The sequence below is a fragment of the Tabrizicola soli genome (assembly GCF_015999335.1).
In the GTDB taxonomy this organism is placed as follows: domain Bacteria; phylum Pseudomonadota; class Alphaproteobacteria; order Rhodobacterales; family Rhodobacteraceae; genus Tabrizicola; species Tabrizicola soli.
The window spans coordinates 36865-52702 of the sequence record NZ_JAEACP010000027.1 but is presented as its reverse complement, the minus strand read 5'-3'; the positions used below and the strand labels follow the sequence as shown (position 1 = coordinate 52702).

Sequence of the window (15838 nt, the reverse complement as noted above, 5' to 3'; positions counted from 1 at the left end):
AAGCCCGAGAAGGCCGGTGCCGGCAGCGAAATGCCCGACATGGGCGGAATGATGTGAACGGCGGCGTCCCGCGGGCAGGAGCCCCCGGACACCAATCCACGGTGTTAATGAAAACAAACACCGAGCAGTGCTTCAGAAAAAATCGGAACCAGGAGGAATCGGATTGTCCAAAGGTGACAAGCAACGCGGCAACCGTGAAGCGAAGAAGCCCAAGAAGGTGAAGGAAAAGGTCGTTGCAACAGCCGACTTCACGAAGGGCAAAGCCCTGACCAATCTTGGCGAGCAAAGGAAGAAATAGGTGGTGGTAGAATCCTATTCTGTGAACTGAAAGGACGTGACGCAGAGTTGCCCTTTGTCAGCTTTTCTTCACCGCAGCCGCTATCGCATCTCGGGCCGAGCAAGGTAGAATGTCGCTCGGCTGCGGATGAACCATCCTGTCGTGGCAAGCGCGACCTAGCACGAAACAACGCGATCGAAACATGAACATGTGCTGCACACGGGACCATTTAAGCTTCTGAAATTTCAGAGAAATCTCCACCTTCCATCACGGGAGCGTCAATCGCTTCCGGCTTTACCCACCCAACCGCTTCGCCCTCTCCGCTATCCTGATCACTTGCGCGCTAGCGGCCGTTGCTGCGCTCCGCACAGCTGCGGTTGCCTGCACCGCCCCCCGCCCAATAGCTTCTCCTGTTGTCATCGCCCCGATCCTCGCCCTTCCCTGCACGCCGGACGTGTTCACCAAGCCCCGCAGCACCCCTGCTGACCCGCTGACAATCGCAGGTGCCGCAGCCACCATCAGATTCCCCGATATCCCCCGCACGATCAGGGGCGTTGCCGCCACGAAGCCCTTGGCCAGAAACACCATGACGAAGAACGGCACCAGCGAGCCGATGTTGGTCGCGGAGTTCGGGTCGCCGAGCTGCGCCAGAAGCGAATTCGCCATGCCGACGACGGTCGAGAACATGGCGGCGATGACGATGGGGTAGAAGGCGTAGCTGATCGTCGTCGAGACCCATCTGTGGAAGAAATCCTTGGTCGCATCGAAGAGCGACAGCGCAATCATGATCGGCGCAAGGCCAAGCATCAGGGTCAGCATCATCTTGGCGAAGATGAGGACGATGCCGGTCATGAAGCCAAGGAGGCTTAGGAGCACGAGGCCGATGCCGCCGAGGATCGCGCCGGTCATCCAGTTCAGGTTGCTTCCGATGGCATTCAGGTACTGGCTGAACTTTTCGATCAGAATGTCGAATTCTCCCGCGAAATGCGTGGCTCCCGCACCGCCTCCACCGACCGATGACACCAGAGAGCCAGCAATATAGTCGAGGCCGCCGACAATGGCGCTCGCAACGGTGTTGAAGTTCGCCCAGTTAAAGGCAAACAACCCAATCAGGACGAGCTTTATGAGGTACCAGAAGAAGCTGGCCCCATCCATGCTGCGGAACTGGAAGGCCATGTTGATGCAGACGCCGATCAGCGAAAGCGTGACCATCAGCAGGACGATCGTGCCGGTATTGCTCGCCACAGCCCCGAACTGCGACTCGGCGGCATCGGCCAGGAAGCCGTCCGCTGTCCCGACCATCCAGCTGACAACACCCATTACCAGTTGCCTTGTGCTTCGCAGATTTCCCGGACCGGGCTCTCAAGCTGCTTGCGCGTTTCAATCAACTCGCGACGAAGCGCGGAGTGTTCGGCTTGGCTGAGCCCCGCATAGCTTTGTTGGTACTCGGTATTGCTGGCGTCCCAAGACGGGAATCTCACATCGCAGCCACAGTCGCCACTCTCCGTAATCGCTTCCCAAGCGCGGATCTCATAGAGCTCCATCACTGTGTTTGCCTTGTAGGCCTCACGCGGATGGACCTCATCCATCCAGGTCGGCCGTGCGGGCCGGTCGTTGCAGATCCGGTATTGCTGGGGCGACATGGTTACGGTGAGATCATTCGTGACCGGAGGCGAGGTCTGGGCCGCGAGCGGCGCGGCCAGCAGGGCGACAGCTGTGGCGAGGATGGTCTTGCGCATGGAGGTTTCCTTTTGGTTCATTCGGCGGCAACCGCGGGGCGCTTCTTGCCCCCAGTTCCGGCATTGTTCTGATCTGGATGCCTTACCTGTCCCGGCAGGAAGAACTCGGTGATGCCGCGGGCGCCGTCATGGCGGCCTGCCTGGATGATCACGTCGATGGAGCCCTCGATGTAGTCGACCATGTCGGCATAGGTCATCGGCACATCGGTCTTGAGCGCGGCTATGGCGAGACGGCGGACGGCCAGTTGCGGGGTTTCGGCATGCAGCGTTGTGAGCGAGCCGCCGTGGCCGGTGTTGATCGCCTCGAGGAAGGTCATGGCCTCGCGGCCGCGAACTTCGCCCAGCACGATCCGGTCCGGCCGCATCCGCAGGGTCGAGGCCAGAAGCACATCGGCGCTGCGGGCCTCCGTGTCGCGATCAGCAATCAGCGTCACGGCATTCGGCTGCTCGGGCCGCAATTCTGCAGCCTCCTCGATGGTGATGATCCGCTCCTCGGGCGGGATCAGCGAGAGGATCTTGCGCGCCGCGACTGTCTTGCCGGTGGATGTGCCGCCCGAGACGATCATGTTGAGCTTGTTCTCGACGCAGAACCGCAGGGCGGCATCGATGTCGCCGGAGGCCACCACATCGCGCAGCGCGGCGTTCCGTTCGCGCCGCAGCCCTTCGAGACTGCGCTCCTTGCCATAGAGGAACCCGAGCTTGATCGCCTCCAGCGGCAGGGAGGAGAAGAACCGCAGCGAGATCGAGAACCCGCCTTCGACGGCTGGGGGCTGGATGACCTGCGCCCGGATCGGACGATCCCGGTAGAGGATCGAGACCGAGACGATGGGCTTCTTGGTGCTGAGCGTGGTCGAGGCGGCCGAGGCGATCTGATTGCCGAGGTCCTTGATCTCGGTCTGGGTGAGCGGCGTGCCGAGGCCCCGCATGAAATGATCGCCCTGGAACTCGCCCCAGACCTGCCCGTCGGGGTTGATGCAAATCTCGATCGTGTCGTCGCGTTGTGCAGGCGCGCCCAGCCGGTCGAGCGAGGCTTCGAGATAGCTCGCCGCCATGTCAGAAAATCTCCAGGTCGCGGTCGACCATGACCGTGATCCGCGCGCCCTGATCCACATGGATCACCGGGCGGATCGCGAGATAGTCCTGCATGACGCTTTGGGTGCTGTCGCGCAGGTCCGTGCCCACGTCACTCGCGATGTCGGCCGCAGCCTCATCCTCGATTTGTCCGGCGGCGGCCGCAGGCAAGGCCCCGATCAGTGAGATCAGCGCCGCGGAGCCGAAGCGCTGCGCGAAGCGGGTGTCGACAAAGCCGGTGGTGCCGGTGCGACCCAGCTCGTCTCCGCCGAAGGCGCTGATCTCCACAGTCTGATTGTCGGGCAGGATGATGCGATCCCAGGCCACCATGACCCGCGATTGCGCGAGCGCCACATCGGAGCGGTAGCGCCCCACGAGACGCGCGCCGCGCGGGATGAGGACGCGCGTACCGTCGAAGGAATGGACATCCTCCGAGACAATGGCGCGGATTGCCCCCGGCAGCGTGCTGTCGAGGGCCGTCTCGGTCACGGCCTGGATCATCGTGCCCTGCACGACGGTGTTGCCGGGGTTCACGATCATTTCGGCCCGCGTCACGGGTGCGGGCCGCGCACCTGCGCGCACGAAAGCTTCGTCTTCATTCAGGCGCGCAGCCTCGAGGCTGTTCTCTCGGTCGGTCCCTGCCCCCATCCCGGAAAACGCGATCATGGGCGAAGCGATGCGTTCGGCCCGCGCTTCCGCCTCGGCGATCCTGCGGCGTTCAAGTTCGGCGAGTCGCAGCTCTTCCTCGTTCGGTCCGAGGTCCGTGGGAGCCGGTGGGGTCAGCCGCGCAACTTCAAGATCCATGCGCAGCTGGTCAAGCTCGCGGTCGCGTTCGGTCAACTGTCGCTCGAGCGCGCGCTGCGCCTCGGTCGAGGCGGTCTGCAGTGCCGCGATTTGCGCTGTCAGGTCAGCGATGGCCTGGTCTGCCCCGCTATCCGATGCCTCGACGGGCCGCGCGCGCAGGTCTTCGAGTTCCGCGCGCAGCGTGGCGAGGCTCTCCATCAGCGCCAGTTCCGACGCGGTGGGGCTGGTCTCGGCCGGCGGCGGCGGTGCAGGCTCGACCACGGGCATGGGTGCGAGGTCGCCGAAGCCTGATCCTGTGGCCTGGAACTCTTCCGGAGCTGCGGTTGGCAGTGGCGCTTCCGGCGATGGCTGCAGCGCGGCCCAGGCCAGGCCGCCCACGGTCACGATCCCGGCAACGCCAAGGATGGCGGTAAGCGGGGAGGGACGTGCTGCGCCGCGCTTCTTGTCGCCCGTTGCTTCAAGCGCCGCGAGGCGCGCGGCGAGGTCTTCGGTATCCTGGCTCATGATGTGGGCCCACCCATATCCTGAACGCAGACCTCGTCTTCGCCGAGGCGCAGGACCCATTGCCGGTTCACGCCCGAGACCCGAATGATACCATCCTCGAGTGCCGTGCCGTTCACCGCCCGCTCGCCGCCGTTCGCATAGCGGAAGATCGCCGGGACTGGCGCGTTCCGTGCGAAGCGGAAGTAGGTGAATGTGCCATCATCCCAGACGGCAGTCGGTGTGAACTCCTCGCTTGCGCTGACCGCGTAGTTCGCATTCGGCGCATCAGCGGCGACCGCCCGGGTTGGTTGTACGCGGCTTTCGGGATAGCGGAACTGTATGACGTAATGCGGGGTCTCCCGCGCCTCGACCACGTGGAAATAGTAGGAGCGCCGGTTCGTGTAGACCGTGATGTTGGTGGCGACACCAGAGGCGGCAGGCTTGATCGCGAAGGCGCGTCCGCCCGGCACACCGTCGAACTGGAAGCCCACCGTGTCGCCCGCGATGATCGAGCGGATGGTCTCGCCCTCGCCGAATTCGACGGTGGTGACCCGGGTCAGGGTGGTGACGATCCGGTAGACCTGCCCCTCGGTCCAGGTCGCGATCCGGACGCGGTTGTCATGAGCGCCGGGGCGCGGCGTGGTCTCGGCCGAGGCTGCGAGTGAAGTGAGCGCCAGGGCACTGGCGACCAGCAGGGCGTGCACGGAGGTACGGGCGGAAACAGAGGTCATTCGGAACGGTCCGATCGGATGGCATATTGGGTGACGGTGAAGCCGAAGGGGTTTTGCCAAACGTCATCGATCGTGCGGGTCCGTTCGGGTTGGAAGGCGAACATCAGCGTGGCGGTGAAGGATCCGTCCTGCGCCCCTTGCGGGCTGGTCAGGCGCTTTCTGAGGCGGACCTGCGCGCGGTTGTCCCCGATGAGCGTGATCGAGGCGATCTCGACAGCCATCTCTGCCGCGGGGCCATATCGCGTCGGCGGATAGCTGTCCTGCCCGGAGGTCCACATGGCGCGCATGCTGGCCTCGGCAGCACCGCTGGATTGCGCCAATACACGGCGCACGCGAAGATCGTTGTCGAGCTGGTTGTACGCCTCGCGATCCAGAATGTAGCGATAGATCTGCGCTTCGATGATGGCCGGGCGCTCGGCAAGCGAGACCGTTTCCACCGTGGCGTTCGGCAGAGCGAGACCGGTCGCGGGGTCATAGGGCACAACGACTGGCGGGGGCGTCTCGACCATCAGGGCGACGGCCGCGGCTGCAAGGCAGCCCAGAACGCCGAAACCTGCCCCGCCGAGGCCGATCATCCGCCAGAGCTGCTCCCGGCGCAAAGCGCCATGGATCAGTTCCTCCTCGACCAGTTCCCGCGCACTCATGCCTGCAGTCATGTCCGGTGCCTTGCTCATGGCGCGAGGCTCGGCAGGGTGAAGTCCATGTAGCGGCGCTCTTTGGCGACGGTGGCGGCATCCACCACGCCCGCGTTGCCTGCGCCGAGGGTCTGGATCGCCTCAAGCTCCCACATCCGCGTCATCGCGATGGCCAGTTCCGCCGTAACACGGGTGTTGTGGTCCATCGATGCCTTCAGGTCTTCCATCTCCGGGATCATCGCGACGAGCTGTTCGACCCGTTCGAGGGATTGCGCTGCCTCTGCATGACTGTTCTGGGCCGCCGCCGACATCACGGCACCGGTCGTGGCCCGCGTCGCGACACCTTCCGCGCCGGGATTGCCGCTGGTGGCGATCTCGCGCAGCGAGTCCTCGTCGAATCCGGCACTGGCCAGAGCCTGCTCCATCTGCGTGCGCAGGGGCCCCGCGTTGGGGCCGATCAGGCTCGACCAGTCGCCCGCCTGGATGCCGCGGATCAGACCGGGAATGTCTTCGAAGTTGGCCTGCAGGACGCCATCGAGGTCGCCGCCCATGGCGAGACCGAGGATGCTGCGCGGCCCGGTCAGCGAGGCATACATCTCCTCGAGCTGATCGAACTGCTGCTGCAGGAGGTCAAGCTGCGCCAGCGCATTGTCCAGAAGATCGGTCTGGATCCCGAAATCCTGCAGCATCTGTTGAAGCTGGCGGATTTCCTGAGCAATGTTCTGAGTGTCCACCGTGGGCACACCCTGTGCCGCGACAGGTCCGGTGACATTGAGGGCAAGCGCTAGAGCGATGCTACCGACGAAATGGGAACGGGGCAGGCGCAGGTTCAACGCAAATCCTCCTGACTAAAATCCATGTATTGCCGCTCGGCAGCTTGCGCTGCCGCCAAGGCGATCTGCTCGGCGCTGAGTGGCTCGGTTCGGGCGGCCTTGATCCGTGTGCGGATCGCGACCAGCCGGGCCAGTTCGGCGCGCGCATAGGTGTTGAGCGCGATGGCCTCGTGCAGATCTTCGGTCTCGCCGATGCGGGTGATGATATCCTGCACGCGCAAGGCGGCGGCACGGACCGAGACGAGCGAATAGTCGCCATAGACGCCTGCCCCATGGGCCGAGAGGCTGAAGCTCGCATTCGCCAGAAGGACAGGGTCGATCGTGCCGAGCGCATCGATGCCGCCAACGGCGGCGAGGTAGCTGTTGTACTGCTGCGGGATCACCACGACGTAGTGCTGGGTTTCCGCGAAGGGCGGGACGCCGCCGTAGTCCTGCACGTTGCCCGGGCCTGCGTTGTAAGCGGCGAGCGCGTGGATGATGTTGCCATCGAACATGTTCAGCATCATCGCGAGGTATCGCGCGCCGCCGGTGACCTGCAGGTACGGGTCGTCGTAATAGGCCGGGTTGATGCCAAGATCGCTCGCGGTAGCGGGCATGATCTGCGTCAGCCCGAATGCCCCAACGGGGGAGCGTGCCCCGATCTGGAAACGGCTTTCCTGCCAGATCAGCGCCTGCAGCAGGCAGCGCCACTGCACAAGCGACAGCCCCGCGCGGCTGACGCCCGGCAGACTGTGCGTGTCGCGCGCGGCGCGGATGATCAGTTCCTCGATCCCTTCCCGGGCGTCGCCGAACATCCGGGCTGCGGCCGGGTTGTTGTCTTCGGGTGCATATAGGCTGGCTGCAGCACTCTCGACGTCGCCAACAGCCCCCTGCCCCGCCTCCAGCCCGGCTACTGTGCCTGCGACATCGCCGGAGCCGAGGGACATCGCATCCATCAGCCCCTCGAGCGAGGCGAGTTGCTGTCGTTCGATCTCGGCCAGCTCCTCTTCCCGGGTCAGCCGGTCCTGCTGTAGCGCCAGATCCTGATCGGTCTGATCGAGGATTGCCTGCCGCTCTGCGAAGAGGCGCAGGTCGAAAGTCGGCACGCCTTGGGCGTTGGCTGACCCGGCAGCGGGGCCAGCCAGCGCCAGGCTGACCATCGAGAGGGGGAGCCAGCTCCGCATCGGCTTAGTCGCCCGCCCCCAGCATCACGAAATCGCAGGCCGTATCGCGCCGCGTGACTGTGGCGCCCATGGTCGAAATCGTCGTCGTCGCGGTCGCCGACTGCGCGGGTGCGTCGCGAAAGTTGAAGCAGTTGGCCGCTGCGGGGTTATGCTGCGCACAGGCCGTCAGGGTCAGGCCGAGGCCAAGCAGCACGGCGCTGCGCATGATGGTACGGGTCATGTCACTCTCCAGAAATCAGGGCGGTCACGGTAGTTGGGGCCGACAAGGGCCTCTCCCTTCTCCATGCCGCCAAGGATGGTCACGAGGGGGCCGAGCGCGCCCAGATCGGCATCGATCACCACCGCACCGCGGTCATCGCGCACGAGCGCGAGCCGCGAGGTGGAGCCGACGCCCAGAAGCACGTCGAGTTCTTTCTCGCTGAGGCCCAGCATGGCGTAATCTGTAGCAGAGGCGCGGATGTTGGGCAGGAGCACCTGCGTTGGCACGGCTTCCACGATGGTCTTGCCTGTGCGTGTGCGCTCGAGCTGGCTGGCATATTGGGTCATCATCACGACGACGGCGTTCTGTTTGCGCGCGGTCACCAGCCAGTTCGAGAGCCGCTCCGCGAAATACGCGTTGTCCAGCGCCTTCCAGGCCTCGTCGATGACGATGATCGTGGGCTTGCGGTCCTCGATCACGCGCTCGACCCGGCGGAAGAGGTAGGACAGGACCGCCATGCGCTCCCGCTCGCTCTCGGAATCGAGGATCCCGGTCAGGTCGAAGCCTGCGACGTCAGCGTCGGTGTTGCCCCCGATCTGGAACGTGTCGTCCGCGTTCGCCCCGAAGATCCAGCCATAGCGGCCCTCTGCAGTCCATTCCTGCATCCGCTCGAAGAGATCGCCTTCGTCATCGGTCGAGACGAGGAGCGAGGCGAAGTCCGACCAGTTCCTGAGGCCAGCGTTTCCAGCGCTGGCGTTCTGGCGCACGACTTCCTGCAGGCGGTTGGTCTGCACGGGGGTCAGCGGTCGATCGCGCCGTTCGAGGAGGCTTGCCAGCCAATCGGCCAACCATGCCTGCCCGCGGGCATCGATCTCGGTCTGGAGGGGATTGAGCCCCGTGGGCCGTCCGGCTCGCACGGTCGAATAGCTGCCCCCAAGCGCGCGGACGGCCATTTCCATGCCGGCGCGGTAGTCGAAGACGAATAGCCGTGCGCCTGCGCGCCGCGCCATGGTCATGAGGAAAGCCGCCAGCACGGATTTGCCCGACCCGGGGCGGCCGAGGATCAGCGTGTGCCCGCCTGTGGGCTCACGGTCCGGCGCGCCCTGTTCGTGGAAGTTGAAGAGAAAGCCGCTGCGCTCTGGCGTCGGGAAGAGCGTGATCGGCACGCCCCAGGGCACTTCCCAGCCAGTCTTGCCAAGCGGGGTGCGGTGAAAGGTGGCGAGATCCGCGAAGTTGTGGTTCGTGATCGCGGCCTTGCGGCTACGCGCCCCGGTGTTCCCCGGATGCTGCGCCATGAAATGCGCCCGCGCGCCGAAGGCTTCCGAGATCAGGTTGATGCCGGAGGTGGCGGAGATGTTGCGGACTTCGGCCGCGATGTCGTCGAGGGCAGCTTGGCTGCGCGCATAGACCGCCACTGTCATATGGTGCTCGCCAAAGATCAGGCGTTTGGATTCCAGATCGTCCTGTGCGAATTCCAACTCCTGCGCGAGGCTGACAGCCCCGTCATTGGCGGCTTGCATGAGGCGCAGCTGCCGCTTGATCCGGCCCGCCATCATGTTGGCGTTGATCGGGACGAAAGAATGCGTGACCACCATGTCGACGGGCAGGTTCAACTCGTCGAGCATCAGGCTGTCGGTCTTCGCAGGGTAGTTCTTCACCGCGAAGATTGCGCCGAGTTTGTTGCCGACGGCGCCATCGGACAGCGCGATGGTCGTGCCGCGGAAGGTGACGCGGGTATTCGCCACGTCCTCGGCGATCACGCCCAAGCGCGACCGCGGGTAGAGAGGGTGCTCCTCGCCGGTATTGAGCGAGCCGAGGAAGCCCAATAGCTCGCCAGTGCTGGCCGCAATGAGGCGGGGCTTCAGCTCATCGAAGGACGAGAGAAGAAACCCCACGACTTCATCAAGCTTGCGCAGACGCCTGGTCGTGTCCGCCGCGTGCCTTGTGCGCGACGCCCCCAATCCAAACGGCAGGCGGCTGCCGGTCTCGGGGCGTTTCAGAACCGTCAGGGTCAGCGTCTTGTCGCGCAGGCCCGCTCGACCCAGATGGGCCTGCCAGCGTTGGTCAACGGCGGCGGCGAACCCTGCGCCCGGGATGGGCGGCAGGTTCACATCGACCGCTTTCGATACCTTGTGCAGGTAGAAGGAGAACCCCGTCCCGACCTGCGCAACGATGCCCGCCAAGAGCCCGCCGATCCGGTCGAGATGGGTATCCTCGCTCGTGGTGCTGTTGGCCCCTTCGAGCCTGATGCATTGCATCAGCTCGTTGCCGCGCGTCCGGATCGTCCGGTCGGTCACGAGGCTAACATAGGGCAGCATGGACGAAAGCCGCTTCTCGCCCTTGACCCAGGCGGGCAACGCGGTGAGTGGATTGAGCGCCTCCGCCACGTGATCGGCTACTCCATCACGGGGCATAGCTGTCGCCCCCGTGAAGCTTGCGGTTCGTCGTGGGCGGAGTTTCCTGCAAGGTGATCACCAGGACATCGAGGAAGTTCGGATCCCAGTCCGCAGCTTTCCAGAGCGCAGGCCAGGCCAGCCCCGCGAACACAGCCACCACCCAGCTCTGCACCCAGAGGAACAGCAGCGTCGAGCCGAAGAGCCAGACCATGGCGTACATGATCGGCAAGCCCATCAGCTTGGGCGGCCTCAGAAGGCCGATGAATACGCGGGACTGGTCAGACATCGGTTTTTCTCAGGTCGTCCAGATGGCGGCGACGATGGTGGGCGCCGCAGCGATGCCCGCGATCGCGACCACGACCCAAAGCGCCTGACGGAAATCGAGGATTCCGAAGAGCCAGGACAGGAACACACCGATCAGCGCGAGCGTGCCGATCACGATGCCCAAGGGGCCGGTGATCGCGTCGACGATGCCTTGCAGCAGCGTCTGCACGGGTGACAGGTCAATGCTTTGGGCCAGCGCAGGGCCTGCCATCACGATAAGGGCCATCGCACCGAGCGCGACAAAGGAAGATTTGGACGTCACGAAAGGTCTCCTCTCAGCCGCTGGAACACGGCTGTCACACGGGCCACATGGCCTTGGGTTTCTCGAAAGGGGGGAATGCCGCCATGGCGGGTGACCGCATGGGGACCGGCATTGTACGCCGCAAGCGCCAGCTCGGGATCGCCGAACTGCTCAAGCATCATCAGAAGGTAACGCGCCGAGCCGTCGAGGTTCTGGGCGATGTCATGGGGATCAACGCCGAGATCGCGCGCGGTATCGGGCATCAGCTGGCCGAGTCCGATGGCGCCGACGGGGCTGCGCGCGCCGGGATTGTACGCGCTCTCGACCTCGATATTGGCGCGGTAGAACAGCGCCCAATCAGTGACCGACAGGCCCGCCTGACGCAGGGCGTCATGGCTGCCATAGCGCAGCGCCGTGGTCTCAATGGCGTGGAGGATTTCGGGGGAGGCGCGGACGGCGCGCGGGGCGATCGCTGCGGCAGCTGTCACATCGCTCAGGGGAGCATCATTCCCACGGGACTGCGGTGCTGCAAAGAGAAAGAGACGATCTGGAAGGGGCCCATTCTGGGCATCTTCTTCGCCAGTGAACGAGCGCAAGGTGCTCGCAGTCTCGGCGGTGTCGATCAGTCGGCCATCAGGGCTGACCTGGAAGATGAAACCGTCGGCAAGGGCCAAGGGTGCGGAACAAACACCTGTACCCAGTGCAACGACGAGCGCAAACGCGCGGTCAGTTGTCCTTGACCAGAACCGGGCCGGTCCGCGGCTCGGACGTGCGCCCGGGTGCTGCGTGACGTTCGCGGGCGCCTTCAATGAGCGGGATGCTGGCGGTCGTGCAACCCATGTCGGCAAGGAAGCTGACAAGGCCGACGATGGTCTTGAAATCGCGCAGCTTGAGGACGCTTCGGCTGGTGACCAGCATCTTGTCGTCGCGCCCATCCGGTGCAACGGCCCGGATGACCCACGCGCCGTACCAACTGTTGTGGCGCTTCTCGGCCCCTTCCTTGCAGACCACCTCGATGAGGTAGCCTTCGGCAAGCAGGCCGCGCAGTCCGTCTTCTGTAACCACATTCGGGGCTTCTTCTATCATGGCCATCCGCTTCAGGTCCCTTTTCTGCCTGGATGCAGTCTCGGGCCCACGGAGTCGCAACACCGTGGGCGATACAAGACAACATGAACGATAGCAAGACAATTAAAACGACTTGACGAAGATCGCCTTGCTCCGATAACAGTGATACCTGACAAAATCGTGATCTTAAAGGCGGCAAAGGAGTTTTGCCCTGCACATGACCTGTGCGTGCAACATCCCTCTAGCGCTGCTGATCACCGTGCTCGTGGCGGGTGGTCAGGCTCACGCCTGCACCCCGCCGGAGCGCCCGTTCCTGCCTGCGTCACGCGAAGACATGCGCGCCTACGCGGATCTGATCCGGGGGGATTTTGAGGCCTATATCGCCGACGTGCAGGATTATTTCCGCTGCCTCGATGATGAACGCGCCCGCACATTCATGGAGGCTCGCGAGGTCAGCGATGACTATGCCACGTTCCTGAATGCTGTCGAGTAAATGCGCTCCGCTTCTTTCTGAAAGGCATCCAGATCGACGAGCTTTGGCTACGAGCTCCAACCAAGTTTTGGATTTTGTGGGACATACCAAAGGTCTCGAACCTGTGCATCGTCGCTGTTAGGCGTAGGATTAGCGTCCCGAACTCGGAAGGTCGTTGGGATTTTCACTGCGCTCCCAAAAATCAAAGCATGTTGCTTCGGCAGAGATGGAAGCCGCCTCAGAACAGTCTCAGAAATAAATGGCGTCATCTGCTTGATCTGCGAGAGGTCGTCAGGATTTTGAATTCGATGAATGATGAAGTTGTTGCACTGGGAGAGGACCGTCTTTGAGAGCTCGCTCGGTCGTTGCGAAGCCACAATCAAGAAAGCCCCGTATTTCCGGCCCTCTTTGGCAATCCGCTGAAAGGTTATGCCCGCGTCAATGGCAAAGCGGCTCGGGCGCTCAGAGATGTAGCGGTGCGCTTCTTCAAGGATTAGATGGACAGGCATCTTGTTTCGGGGCGTCGAGCGGCGCATCCGGTCGAAGATCAGCCGTGCAACAACGGCAGAGGCTAGTTCGACGATCTCGTCCGAAGCATCGTTCAGGTCGATGATGCAAAGCTGCCGTTCCTTCCGGTAGTTTTCCCCTTGCCTGGCAATTCCCAAAAGCCGATCCACGAAGTGGGTTGGCTCTATATCGTGATCTTCAAGATTCTCGACTGCCGCCCGCAAAAATTCGAAATCAGGGTTATCGGAAACCGACTTCAAGCGCGTCACCATTTGCGAGCAGTAGTCGCGTATCTGCTTGTTTCCGTTTGCCTCCTCGTAGTGAAGCGCAAGATCGAGCGCCGCAAGTAGCCTGTCAAAGGTGAACGGCTTGTTCGCATAGGTTGGTAGGACAGGCTCTTCCTGGACAAAGTTCGACAGAAACTCTGCCAGCCCTTCAGCGTCGGCGAGCTGTCCATAATTCACGCCGACTCGCTGCCTGATAGCTGCGATGCTGATGTCCTGCGTATTGAACGATGCAAGAATCGACAAAATACGGTCTGACTTGCTGGCGCTGCTTGCATCACTTTGTAGGATCGCGAGGACAATTTTGGCAAGGACGTGGTTTCGGATGGCCGCGATCCCGCCGTTGCCCTCAACGACACCATCCTCCTTCCCTGCGAAGAGGGTAGTTAGGCCGAGTGCAGTTCGAAGCGCGGGCTGCTGTGATCGGTCGCTGGCGCGCAAAAGAAGCGCCCACTCATCAACTGTCATGAACCAGTGCGGCAGCCGGAAGCGGCTTATTCCTTCGCTTCCCAAGATGCTCCTCGTTGAATCCTCTATCTCTGCGCCGGGATCCGTGGCTTTGAGATAGCTCGAATGGATCGACAACGGCAGGTTGTCGAGCGCCTGTCGATACTCGCCATTGACATCAAAGATCACAAAAGCCGCGCCAAGTGCTCCGAAGTCGTCTGGCTTCATGAAAACAGACTGAAAAATCGAGGCAACCGTGCAAGATTTTCCGCTTCCAGTATTGCCAAGAATGGCGACGTGCCCCCCGAACAGGGCATCAAGCTGCGCCTTAACAGGGTAGTCTTTGAACACGGCCGAGGTGCCTATTTCGATCGTATGGGGAACCGTTCCCTCCTTTGCAGCGCCATTAGCATCGATCTTTGTCTGTCTATCTGCCGGCTGCTCCACGTTGAAGATGCGGTCTAGGTCTTCATCACGCGCATAGAGGGCGTCTGCATAGAGCGGGGGAAACGTCGAGACACCGAACTTGAAGGAGCCTCCCTGGACAGGCATAGAACCAACGGGGACCACATCGAGGAATTTTGCCGCTGTGGCTTTGTCCATTTCTGGGCCGCTGCCATAGGCTCGCGAAAAATCCTTTTCGTTGAGGCCGATAACCTCCAAGACGACATACTCGGATTGGGTCGGCACCATGAGATATGATCCCAAGGTCGCGACATAGTGGACGTCGTCAAAGCCAACGACCGTGAAGTTATCGCTGCCACGATGTAGCTCGACGACCAAGCGATCCGCTGAAACGCTTACTATCTTGCCTATGGCACGGCTTGCATCATCCCTCGCCATTTTCGCCACCCTGCTGCTTGGATAGCAGCTTCTTGAAGACCTTTTCGATAGCCTGCTCTTCTTTCTGGTCAGCGCTCGTTGGCAACAAGTCCTTCACGATACTGTCGAAGTAGTGCGCCTTCTTGCCAGTCTCTTCGTCGCTACCCCAGATGAAGGAAATCCTTGGGTCGCCTAGGGCTGCGAGCTCTTTAGTCACGGGATTGTTGGCATCGTCAGGGTTGAGGAAAGCGATGAGGCGGAAGCCTGGTAGGGTCAGTCCTTGAAAAATAATGTTATTGATGTGCTCGTCGCCGAAGCTAAACCCCATCACGAAGAGAACGCTTTGGTCCTGGACAATCTGGCGCTGAAACTCCCGAAACATATCCGAGTAGGGCGAGCCAAAACTCGCCGTCTGCTTCGAGGGCGTCGGATAGATCATGACGCGATCCTGCGCAGGGTCGAGCTTTTCGGCAGACTCCCGGATTGGGAAAAGACCCGTCTCCTCTTCCGTCCAGTTTACAGACCCATGGAGCTTGCAGAAGTGGACATATCCATCGACCGCGGCCCACCTCTTGGACGAAATATCTAGCTGCTCGGCCAGTGCGCGGCGGTATGTGGAAGGGTTAAAACGACGCTCGACCGTGCCCGAAAACCCGTTGGAATAGGGGATGGCGGATCGGTCCATCGCCCGCTCGTTGAACAGGTCGTAGTTCGTGGTGAAAACCCAAGGCGGCACTAACCCACGGGATCGAGTCGCCAGCGACTGATAGAAGCGCCGGTATAGCGTCACGACGGTCTCATCGCCGTAGGCAAAACGTCCCTCGGTGCATTTCTGAAGGATGAATTTTTTTACGCCCGCGATGACAGCTTCGACGGTCTCAAGAGCTTCCCGAAACTCAATCTTGGCGCTCGTCTTACAGAATTGCTGCGCTGTCATAAGCACTTCCATCATGCGCTCAAGGTTTTTTTGGAAGTCTTCGTGCGCTAGGTCGATACCAAGCCGGTCCTTGATCGCATCTCGTTGTTCAGCCGTGACAAAGACACCGACGCCGGGGAGACCAGGCATACCCTGAAGCGTTGTCTGGAATTCCGCCGCAAGCGGTCCCATCGTCGGAATGCCAAGCTCATTGCCATCATGCATGTAAGACGAGCAACCGGAGCCAATGAGAAAAGAGAGGTTCTTGGAGCCAAATACCTCTGCCAGATGCCGCCGGATAATATCAGCGCGCTCGAGAAACCCTGCTTCTGGGGGAAGCTTGGCAAACTCGTCTTTGCTTCCTTTTCTGAAATTAATCAATTCTCTACCTCAAATTGCTCTTTGATCGCTATTGGGCCGCACGTCATT

18 protein-coding genes are annotated in these 15838 nt (G+C 62.2%); 2 read left to right on the top strand and 16 right to left on the bottom strand.

All coding sequences use genetic code 11. The features are described 5' to 3' along the window. Window positions 1-163: 163 nt before the first annotated feature. Window positions 164-298: a hypothetical protein gene (locus I7S92_RS23400; RefSeq protein ID WP_277922986.1), complete on the top strand. Its 135-nt coding sequence runs from the start codon at window positions 164-166 to the stop codon at window positions 296-298. Window positions 299-571: 273 nt separating this feature from the next. Here the strand turns inward: I7S92_RS23400 and I7S92_RS20540 are convergent, their stop codons facing one another. From I7S92_RS20540 to I7S92_RS20475, 14 genes are read right to left on the bottom strand one after another with little or no spacing between them, the layout of a single operon-like run. Next, the gene (locus I7S92_RS20540) at window positions 572-1597 is read right to left on the bottom strand and encodes a TrbL/VirB6 family protein (protein WP_197647379.1); all 1026 of its coding nucleotides are present in this window, start codon (window positions 1595-1597) and stop codon (window positions 572-574) included. Continuing rightward, a complete protein-coding gene (locus I7S92_RS20535) occupies window positions 1597-2016 on the bottom strand; it encodes a hypothetical protein (protein WP_197647378.1) in 420 nt (139 codons plus the stop codon). The genes I7S92_RS20540 and I7S92_RS20535 overlap by 1 nt, the downstream gene beginning before the upstream one ends. 17 nt (window positions 2017-2033) lie before the next feature. Beyond that, window positions 2034-3068 (bottom strand): ATPase, T2SS/T4P/T4SS family, encoded by a 1035-nt coding sequence (locus I7S92_RS20530; RefSeq protein ID WP_242070316.1) that lies wholly within the window; start codon window positions 3066-3068, stop codon window positions 2034-2036. Window position 3069: 1 nt separating this feature from the next. Further along, window positions 3070-4395, bottom strand: coding sequence for a TraB/TrbI/VirB10 family type IV secretion system protein (locus I7S92_RS20525; protein WP_197647377.1), 1326 nt, complete (start codon window positions 4393-4395; stop codon window positions 3070-3072). Next, window positions 4392-5105, bottom strand: coding sequence for a TrbG/VirB9 family P-type conjugative transfer protein (locus tag I7S92_RS20520; protein ID WP_197647376.1), 714 nt, complete (start codon window positions 5103-5105; stop codon window positions 4392-4394). The genes I7S92_RS20525 and I7S92_RS20520 overlap by 4 nt, the downstream gene beginning before the upstream one ends. Next, window positions 5102-5749 (bottom strand): VirB8 family type IV secretion system protein, encoded by a 648-nt coding sequence (locus I7S92_RS20515; RefSeq protein WP_197647383.1) that lies wholly within the window; start codon window positions 5747-5749, stop codon window positions 5102-5104. The genes I7S92_RS20520 and I7S92_RS20515 overlap by 4 nt, the downstream gene beginning before the upstream one ends. A gap of 26 nt (window positions 5750-5775) precedes the next feature. Next, entirely contained in the window at window positions 5776-6573 is a 798-nt protein-coding gene (locus tag I7S92_RS20510) for a type IV secretion system protein (protein ID WP_197647375.1), read from the bottom strand. Continuing rightward, window positions 6570-7736: a lytic transglycosylase domain-containing protein gene (locus tag I7S92_RS20505; protein WP_197647374.1), complete on the bottom strand. Its 1167-nt coding sequence runs from the start codon at window positions 7734-7736 to the stop codon at window positions 6570-6572. The genes I7S92_RS20510 and I7S92_RS20505 overlap by 4 nt, the downstream gene beginning before the upstream one ends. A 4-nt stretch (window positions 7737-7740) precedes the next feature. After that, window positions 7741-7956, bottom strand: coding sequence for a hypothetical protein (locus I7S92_RS20500; protein WP_197647373.1), 216 nt, complete (start codon window positions 7954-7956; stop codon window positions 7741-7743). After that, the gene (locus tag I7S92_RS20495; protein WP_197647372.1) at window positions 7953-10349 is read right to left on the bottom strand and encodes a VirB4 family type IV secretion/conjugal transfer ATPase; all 2397 of its coding nucleotides are present in this window, start codon (window positions 10347-10349) and stop codon (window positions 7953-7955) included. The genes I7S92_RS20500 and I7S92_RS20495 overlap by 4 nt, the downstream gene beginning before the upstream one ends. Then, window positions 10339-10617 carry a VirB3 family type IV secretion system protein gene (locus I7S92_RS20490; RefSeq protein WP_018065947.1) on the bottom strand — a complete coding sequence of 93 codons (279 nt, stop codon included), beginning with the start codon at window positions 10615-10617 and terminating at the stop codon, window positions 10339-10341. The genes I7S92_RS20495 and I7S92_RS20490 overlap by 11 nt, the downstream gene beginning before the upstream one ends. Before the next feature lie 9 nt (window positions 10618-10626). Next, window positions 10627-10917, bottom strand: coding sequence for a TrbC/VirB2 family protein (locus tag I7S92_RS20485; protein ID WP_197647371.1), 291 nt, complete (start codon window positions 10915-10917; stop codon window positions 10627-10629). Beyond that, a complete protein-coding gene (locus I7S92_RS20480) occupies window positions 10914-11705 on the bottom strand; it encodes a lytic transglycosylase domain-containing protein (RefSeq protein WP_386004229.1) in 792 nt (263 codons plus the stop codon). Before I7S92_RS20480 ends, I7S92_RS20485 begins: the two co-directional genes overlap by 4 nt. Continuing rightward, entirely contained in the window at window positions 11623-11988 is a 366-nt protein-coding gene (locus I7S92_RS20475; RefSeq protein WP_370692986.1) for a hypothetical protein, read from the bottom strand. Before I7S92_RS20475 ends, I7S92_RS20480 begins: the two co-directional genes overlap by 83 nt. Window positions 11989-12178: 190 nt before the next feature. Between I7S92_RS20475 and I7S92_RS20470 the strand changes: the two genes are divergently transcribed. Then, window positions 12179-12454 (top strand): hypothetical protein, encoded by a 276-nt coding sequence (locus I7S92_RS20470; RefSeq protein WP_197647384.1) that lies wholly within the window; start codon window positions 12179-12181, stop codon window positions 12452-12454. Between the two features lie 47 nt (window positions 12455-12501). Here I7S92_RS20470 and I7S92_RS20465 read toward each other — a convergent pair whose 3' ends face one another. Continuing rightward, entirely contained in the window at window positions 12502-14514 is a 2013-nt protein-coding gene (locus I7S92_RS20465; protein ID WP_197647370.1) for an ATP-binding protein, read from the bottom strand. Next, window positions 14501-15790, bottom strand: a complete 1290-nt coding sequence (locus tag I7S92_RS20460) for an SIR2 family protein (protein WP_242070315.1) — start codon at window positions 15788-15790, stop codon at window positions 14501-14503. The genes I7S92_RS20465 and I7S92_RS20460 overlap by 14 nt, the downstream gene beginning before the upstream one ends. Window positions 15791-15838 lie beyond the last annotated feature (48 nt).

Bases quoted from the DNA above. Each gene is read 5' to 3' on its own strand.
- I7S92_RS20465 (WP_197647370.1), bottom strand. From the start codon at position 14,514: ATGGCGAGGGATGATGCAAGCCGTGCCATAGGCAAGATAGTAAGCGTT.
- I7S92_RS20505 (WP_197647374.1), bottom strand. From the start codon at position 7,736: ATGCGGAGCTGGCTCCCCCTCTCGATGGTCAGCCTGGCGCTGGCTGGC.
- I7S92_RS20470 (WP_197647384.1), top strand. From the start codon at position 12,179: ATGACCTGTGCGTGCAACATCCCTCTAGCGCTGCTGATCACCGTGCTC.
- I7S92_RS20520 (WP_197647376.1), bottom strand. From the start codon at position 5,105: ATGACCTCTGTTTCCGCCCGTACCTCCGTGCACGCCCTGCTGGTCGCC.
- I7S92_RS20540 (WP_197647379.1), bottom strand. From the start codon at position 1,597: ATGGGTGTTGTCAGCTGGATGGTCGGGACAGCGGACGGCTTCCTGGCC.
- I7S92_RS20475 (WP_370692986.1), bottom strand. From the start codon at position 11,988: ATGGCCATGATAGAAGAAGCCCCGAATGTGGTTACAGAAGACGGACTG.
- I7S92_RS20500 (WP_197647373.1), bottom strand. From the start codon at position 7,956: ATGACCCGTACCATCATGCGCAGCGCCGTGCTGCTTGGCCTCGGCCTG.
- I7S92_RS20490 (WP_018065947.1), bottom strand. From the start codon at position 10,617: ATGTCTGACCAGTCCCGCGTATTCATCGGCCTTCTGAGGCCGCCCAAG.
- I7S92_RS20525 (WP_197647377.1), bottom strand. From the start codon at position 4,395: ATGAGCCAGGATACCGAAGACCTCGCCGCGCGCCTCGCGGCGCTTGAA.
- I7S92_RS20530 (WP_242070316.1), bottom strand. From the start codon at position 3,068: ATGGCGGCGAGCTATCTCGAAGCCTCGCTCGACCGGCTGGGCGCGCCT.
- I7S92_RS20535 (WP_197647378.1), bottom strand. From the start codon at position 2,016: ATGCGCAAGACCATCCTCGCCACAGCTGTCGCCCTGCTGGCCGCGCCG.
- I7S92_RS20515 (WP_197647383.1), bottom strand. From the start codon at position 5,749: ATGAGTGCGCGGGAACTGGTCGAGGAGGAACTGATCCATGGCGCTTTG.
- I7S92_RS20495 (WP_197647372.1), bottom strand. From the start codon at position 10,349: ATGCCCCGTGATGGAGTAGCCGATCACGTGGCGGAGGCGCTCAATCCA.